7 protein-coding genes and 1 pseudogene are annotated in these 6,624 nt (G+C 64.3%); 3 read left to right on the top strand and 5 right to left on the bottom strand.

The genetic code is table 11. The annotated features are described in order from the left end of the window. Both E3O22_RS10515 and E3O22_RS10510 read right to left on the bottom strand, forming a co-directional pair. Positions 1–378 (bottom strand): annotated as a pseudogene (locus tag E3O22_RS10515) (hypothetical protein); the annotation flags it as partial. A gap of 67 nt (positions 379–445) precedes the next feature. Continuing rightward, positions 446–1,111: a GNAT family N-acetyltransferase gene (locus E3O22_RS10510; RefSeq protein WP_134393875.1), complete on the bottom strand. Its 666-nt coding sequence runs from the start codon at positions 1,109–1,111 to the stop codon at positions 446–448. A 360-nt stretch (positions 1,112–1,471) separates the two neighbouring features. Here E3O22_RS10510 and E3O22_RS10505 point away from each other — a divergent pair, with 360 nt between their 5' ends. The 3 genes from E3O22_RS10505 (at position 1,472) to E3O22_RS10495 (ending at position 4,685) form a co-directional block, all read left to right on the top strand. Further along, positions 1,472–3,538, top strand: coding sequence for a glucose PTS transporter subunit IIA (locus E3O22_RS10505; protein ID WP_134393876.1), 2,067 nt, complete (start codon positions 1,472–1,474; stop codon positions 3,536–3,538). A gap of 230 nt (positions 3,539–3,768) precedes the next feature. After that, positions 3,769–4,023, top strand: a complete 255-nt coding sequence (locus E3O22_RS10500; protein WP_134393877.1) for a hypothetical protein — start codon at positions 3,769–3,771, stop codon at positions 4,021–4,023. Continuing rightward, complete coding sequence (locus E3O22_RS10495) at positions 4,020–4,685, top strand: DUF4395 domain-containing protein (protein WP_134393878.1); 666 nt, start codon at positions 4,020–4,022, stop codon at positions 4,683–4,685. The genes E3O22_RS10500 and E3O22_RS10495 overlap by 4 nt, the downstream gene beginning before the upstream one ends. Here the strand turns inward: E3O22_RS10495 and E3O22_RS10490 are convergent. The 3 genes from E3O22_RS10490 to E3O22_RS10480 all read right to left on the bottom strand — a co-directional run bounded on the left by E3O22_RS10490 (position 4,618) and on the right by E3O22_RS10480 (position 6,124). Beyond that, positions 4,618–5,049, bottom strand: a complete 432-nt coding sequence (locus tag E3O22_RS10490; protein ID WP_198410602.1) for a VOC family protein — start codon at positions 5,047–5,049, stop codon at positions 4,618–4,620. The genes E3O22_RS10495 and E3O22_RS10490 overlap by 68 nt on opposite strands. Before the next feature lie 47 nt (positions 5,050–5,096). After that, positions 5,097–5,717 carry a hypothetical protein gene (locus tag E3O22_RS10485; RefSeq protein WP_134393879.1) on the bottom strand — a complete coding sequence of 207 codons (621 nt, stop codon included), beginning with the start codon at positions 5,715–5,717 and terminating at the stop codon, positions 5,097–5,099. Positions 5,718–5,809: 92 nt separating this feature from the next. After that, entirely contained in the window at positions 5,810–6,124 is a 315-nt protein-coding gene (locus tag E3O22_RS10480) for a carboxymuconolactone decarboxylase (protein WP_134393880.1), read from the bottom strand. Between the last annotated feature and the right edge of the window lie 500 nt (positions 6,125–6,624).

Below are 6,624 nucleotides of genomic sequence, written 5' to 3'. Positions count from 1 at the left end.
GGACGGGGTGACCCCGTCGAGGATGATGTCGGCGAACACATCCGCCGTGAGCTGCGTCAGGGTGCGTTCCTCCCCCAGCCCCTGCAGGCTCAACGCCGCGAGCATCACCTCCGCCTCGAACGCCGGCCTGGCCTCGACGGGAACCGACCAGACCTGATTGACCACCACCATCGCGTGCTGGAAACTGATCTCGCCCGCCTCGAGGGCGGCCCGGGTGGCCGGGAGCTCGCCGGCCAGGGCCCGGCTCTTCGCGATCAGGTTCTCGGCCGTGCGGCGCGGCACCCAGATCGTGCAGGCCAGCTCGCTGACGAACCCCCGCTCCGCGACCTCGGCCGCATCCCACCGGGACCCCGGCAGCCGCGCCGCCGCGACGGGCACCCACCGACATTGCCCGCGGCATCCGCCCACCCACAGGCACCCTGTGGATAACCCGATCAGGCCGTGATCATTGATCGCGACCATTCAGGCCGAGGAAGTCCCGGAGCGGCAGTGCGCCCTCGACTTTCAGTTCGGGCTCGGCGCGGTTCAGGGTGGCGGCAGTCAGGACCAGTTTCTGGTTCAAGGCCATCTCGCCGTCGCGCCTCTTCAAGCGACCGATTCCGTTCTCCCGGTACCCGACCTTTCTCGACACCGCGAGAGACGCGGGATTGTCAACGAATGCCGCTGAGGTGACCTCGGCGGCGTCCAGGTGATCGAACATGAACGCGCAGAGAGCCTGACGCATGAGCGTACCGATCCCGCGGCCGTGGTGCTTCATGCCGAGCCAGGAGCCCGTCTCCCCCGTTCTCGTGACGAGGTAGTCCCCGGTCGAGATACTCTGGCAACCGACGATCTCACCGTCGACGCGAACCGTGGTCTCGAGCGACCAGGCCGCCGGCGACATCTCGGCTCGTTGTGCCCAGTGGTATTGCATGAGCCGCAACCGGATCTCGCCCGGGGAGCCTACGGTCCACGGGAAGAAGAACGGCATCTCCGTCGGCGCGTGAATACCTGCCGCAGCGAGCGCAGCGAGTTCGGGTAGGTCGGCGTCGCGAACAGGAGACAGAGTCACAGGTCCGCAGGTAATTTTCAGCCCGAAGGGTGGCCACAGGTCTTCAATCGGTTTGGACATGAGACCAACCTAGGTGCGCCGTCGGAGGCCTCCGCGCACCTTGGGCCAGGATCACGACCAGCGATATTGGTGCAGTAACGACTTCAAGCCCCAAAAACCCGGCTCAGACTGCTCGCGACGACGGATGTGTTTTGTGATTCCCCATCCCGCGATGGTGCCGATTCATCGCCGAGTCGCGACGGCATAATTCCTTCCGCGCACGGCCGGCGTTGTCCTTATGCTTAAGCGTGTGCAAAAAACCGTTATCGTTGCTAACGATGCGTGGAGACCATTACGGTCTTCAGCCAGCCAGCGTGGTTCGCGCTGAGCCGTAACAAGCGGAACCATTATATTCCGCATCAACACCAGAAGGAGTCCAAGGTGGCATCGAAACCCGCTGCAGACATTATTGAAAGTATCGGAGGGGCCGAAAACGTCGTCGGCCTCACCCACTGTGCCACCCGGCTACGTTTCACGCTGAAGGATGCATCGGGGATTGACCAAGCGGCCGTCGAAGCGTTGCCGCTGGTTCTCGGCGCTGTTCCGCAGGCCGGCGATCGCTACCAGATCGTCGTCGGCGGAGCCGTAGATACCGTATACAACGACATTATGGCGCTTCCCGCAATGAAGAAGCATGCGGGCGACCACGGCACCGGCGATACCATCGCCAATGTGAAGACCGCGGAACGCGCGAAGGGCCCGCGCGGAAAGTTCTCCGGGCTGGACACGTTCTTCGAGATCCTGTCCGACTCCTTCCGCCCGATCCTGGGTGCGCTGCTCGGCGCATCCCTGTTCATCACGTTCATGGCTCTGATGGCAACCCTCGGGGTCATCCCGTCGTGGAACGCACCAGGCGTCACCCTCGACCCGTCCTGGGCGTTCATCAACCTGATGTGGCAGGGCGTTTTCGTCTTCCTTCCGCTGATGGTCGCCTACAACGCCTCCAAGCGGCTCGGCGCTGACCCCTGGGTCGGCTTCGGCATCATGGCCGTCGTCATGCTCCCCGGCTTCAACGCGCTGGGACTCACCGACGGAGCAGAGACCGTCTTCGGCGGCAAGGCTGCAGTCGTGCAGATCTTCGGACTGCCTCTGACCGTCACCGACTACAGCTCGCAGGTGTTCCCGCCGCTGATCATGGCGGTCGTTCTCGGGTTGCTGACCAAGTATCTGAAGAAGATCATTCCGTCCAGCGTTCAGCTGATCTTCGTGCCGTTCCTCTGCATGCTCATCATGATCCCGCTGACCGCCTTCCTGATCGGCCCCATGGGCGTGTACGGCGGCGCCGCACTCGGTAACTTCCTCAAGTCGATCAACGACTTCTCGCCGTTCATCTTCGCGGTCGTCATCCCACTGGCCTACCCGTTCATGGTTCCGCTCGGCCTGCACTGGCCGCTGAACGCAATTATGCTGCTCAACATCCAGTCCCTCGGCTATGACTTCATCCAGGGCCCCATGGGTGCATGGAACTTCGCGTGCTTCGGTGCAACTGCCGGCGTGCTGTTCCTGTCCATCCGCGAAAAGGACCGTCAGATGAAGCAGACCGCAACGGGCGCGCTCGCGGCCGGCCTGCTGGGTGGTATTTCTGAACCCTCGCTCTATGGCATCCACCTTCGGTTCAAGCGCATCTACCCACGGATGCTCGTGGGCTGCCTCGTGGGCGGCGTCATCCTCGGCCTCGGCGGCGGCGTGAAGACCAGCGCGTTCGTCTTCACCTCGCTGTTGACCATCCCCGCGTTCGACAACATTCCCCTGTACGCGGGCGCGATTACCGCGTCGTTCTTCACCGCGATGGTCCTCGTGATCCTCTCCGGCTATAAGACGCCGGAGCAGAAGGCGGAATTCGCCGAGGCTCTGGCGGCGGAAACCGTAGCGAGCGACGATGCCTCAACCGACTCTGACATCGCAGCCCCCGTTGTTGCCGGTGCGTCAGGCTCAGGAACAGGCACCGGGACCGCCACCGCTACCGCTACCGCTACCGCTACCGCCACGGTCCTGGCCACGATCGGTTCGCCCATCGCCGGTATCGTCGTTCCGTTGACGGACGTGCCGGATCCTGTGTTCAGTAAGGGAATCGTCGGTCTTGGCGTGGGAATCGATCCGACCGAGGACACCGTGTACGCCCCTGGAGCAGGCAAGGTTCTCGTCGCTCAGGCGACCGGTCACGCCTTCGGACTGCGACTCGACAGCGGCGTTGAAATGCTCATTCACGTGGGTATCGACACCGTGAACCTTGGCGGCAAGGGCTTCGAGGTCAAGGTGGCCGCGGGCGACCGCGTCGAGGCAGGCACGCCGCTGGTGACCTTCGACCGCAAGGTGATCGAGGATGCCGGCTACTCGCTGGTCACCCCGGTGCTCGTGACGAACCCCAAGAAGTTCGGATCGGTCGACCAGGCAGCGTCTGGCCAGGTAGAGGTCGGAAGCCCTCTTATCACGGTCACCGCCAAATAAGACACCTCAGGTCAAAAGGTGGGCAGAGAATTTCTGCCCACCTTTTTTTGTTGTAAACAATACCCCAGGGGGTATGTTACCCTCGTTGCCACAGACATAGAAAGAGGATTCCACCATGTGTTATCAGATCACGTGTTCCAACTGCAAAAAGGCGACCTGGGATGGCTGCGGCCAGCACATCGAGGACGCACTCTACGGAATGGCGGAGGCCGATCGCTGCACTTGCCGCAATGGCAGCTGACGCGACCCCTAGTCTCACCAGGTCGGACATTCTGAGCGTCCGAACCCACGCGGCCCACGAGTGGTCGCTGTTGCTGGGCGGCACGACCTCGTGCGCCCTCGCAAAGGACGGTCGCTCGTACCCCGCCGCCAAGTTCCAGGAGGGGAGGGTGGCCGCCCTCGGCGAGTTCTCACGACGGATCACCGACGACACCGCTGCCCGGCAGGTCGAGGCCGAGGCCACCGCGGTGAAGGCGACATCATGACGCCCCAGGAACAGCCGGTCATCGGCGAGTTCGTCGACGGGATCGACAGTCACGTGGTGAACGAACGAGCGGTCCGGGCATCCGCCGGCCTTCTGTTCCTCGGCGGCATCATTGCGTTCATGATCGCCGCACTCAACGGCGAGTATCAACCGCTGCGCATGTTCGGCGCGATCTTCATGTTCGATATGACCTTCCGCCTCTTCATCGGTACCAAGTACACGCCGAGCCTCATCATTGGTTCGCTTCTGGTGCGAGCTCAACGACCCGAATGGGTGGGTGCAGCACAGAAGAAGCTGGCCTGGTCGATCGGCCTGGGCATGGCTTTCATCTCCTGCGGAGTGATGGGATTCCTGAACGTCAGCAACGGCGTTACCCTCGCGCTTTGCAGCCTCTGCCTGTCGCTTCTGTTCCTGGAGACCGCGTTCAGCATCTGCCTCGGCTGCGAGTTGCAGCGGGCCTTCGCGAAGCAGAAGCCGCAGATGTGCGCCGGCGACACCTGCAGCTACGTTCCGCCGAAGCGCGGGGAGCGCCACACCGTGCAACCCGAATCCCGGCAGTTCCTCCAGGTCCCGAACGAATTCGACAGAGGCGTCTCTATGGAGCGACCGGCCGCCGACCGAGTGGGCTCTGGAATCGAATCAGATAGCAGTCCGGATCGCTGACCAGGAACTGGCGTACGCCGGCTTCCTCGTCGTCGACGCGGTACCACTTCGTCTCGGTTTCCATGAACAGTGTGACGCCGGCCCCTCGCAATGCCGAGAGAATCGGATCGACGTCGGGCACGGCCACCTGGAAGTTCACTCCGCGCCCGTGCGGTGCCTCAAGTGGACCCGTGATCCAGTTCCTGCCGAAGCCTGCCTGTTCCAGCATCACGTGCGCGGTTCCCCGCGTGATGTACGCGAAGCCGTCGTCCGGGCGGTCGTAGCTCGTCGTGAATCCACACAATTCGCACCAGAACCAGATGCTGACGTCGATGTCCCGCACCAGTAATTCGGGCACCAGCGCCGGATCTGTCGAGATAGTCACTCAGTCATGGTGTCATGCCCGGTGTCATGCCCGGGTCCCCCGCAGGCCTACCGGGTCAGGGCAGTGCACTCCGGCGCGGCGTCGAAGGCCTGCCCGATCGTGCTGGTGCGGTCGGCGGCGGCCGCGGCGATCGCCGCCACCGTGGAGGCGAGTGCCGTCAGGGAGGCGCCGGCGTCGCCGGCGACCGAACCGAGGGCCGCGACCAGGGCTGTGCCGGTTGCGCCCTCGACCGAGGCCACGCTCGACTCGAGGCCGGAGATCGACGTGCTGAGGGCATCCGAGGATTGCCTGACGGCGGCCACCTCGGGATCGTCTTCGCTGCCCCTCGGCACGGTCCTGATCGTGTCCGCGAGGGTGGCCACCGAGTCTATGATCGTCGTCATCTGGGTGTTCAGCCGGGCCGAGACATCGTCCCCGCCCGCGGCGGCAGACGACACCAGGCCCTGCACATCGGTCTTCAGGGTGGCCGTCGACGAGCACACGTGACCGGCCCAGATGGTCTGTTCCCCGGTGGGCGACGTGCCAGTGGGAGTCTCCGAGGATGTGGCGGTGGCGGATGGCGTGGGTGACGCGGTCGGCTCTGACTCGGTGCACCCGGTGAGAAGAACGGCCGCGGCGAGACGGCCGATCAGGGCGGCGGTGTTCTGCTTGCGGACCGATGTCGTCATGGGGACTCTCTCCTTTCGGTGACTGTAAGCATCCGGCCCGCTCCCCCGGTGACTTGACGGGCCGGACACCCTGGACCGGTCTGGTTCTGGTTCTACTCGGTGTCTTCCGAGGTCAGCTGGATCGCCAGACCCAGGGCCTCGGCGATCTTCCCCACGGCGGCCGCGGTGCGGGCGGTGCCGATGATCGGCGCCACAGCAACGAGCACATTCTCGACGTCGTCCACGGTCAGACCCGCTTCCCCCGCGGGCCCGATGTGCAGCAGATAGGACATCATCGGGGCCTCGACCGCTGCGAGAGCCGCGATGCGCACGAACATCAGCGACCGACTGTCCAGGTCGGTGCGGGACAGGGACACGGCGTTGATATCGTCCAGGGTCTCCATCACCGGGTCTTCTCCTTGAGCCATGAGGCACTCCATTTCCGGGGCTGAGCCCGTGTCGGTGTCGTCTGGACTCACCGATCTCTCACTGTGTGCGCCCAGCTTGCAACAACCGATAGTGGAACGAGGTGCGCCCCCTGGCACCACCCGGATCGGGTGATCCGTCGGGCCGTTGGACCGGTGTCAGGTCGGGGTGCCGGCTCGCGCGTGTGGCCAACTCAGGACATCCGTCGCCCTGAATGCCCGGCCGCCATGGACCAGTGCGGCACAGGTGCGGATGCCCGGCCAGGCCGGACGGATCTCCTGAGTTAGCCCCCACGCGCCTCGGACCGCTGCCGCGCTTGTGCGAACCGGGCACCCGGCACGCGCCCCGGCACGCCCCCCGCAGTGCGAACCAAATCGCCGGAGATTTTAACGAAGATGTATCAGAACAGCCCGGAAACCGGCTCATTCCTTAAAATCTCCGTCGAACTCGTTGGACACCCGATCTGGCGCTCTGCCTGTGGCGCTCTCAGCTGGTGCTGGGG

It is taken from the genome of Cryobacterium sp. TMT2-18-2, from assembly GCF_004402245.1.
GTDB lineage: Bacteria > Actinomycetota > Actinomycetes > Actinomycetales > Microbacteriaceae > Cryobacterium > Cryobacterium sandaracinum.
This window is presented reverse-complemented; position numbering and strand designations above follow the sequence as displayed.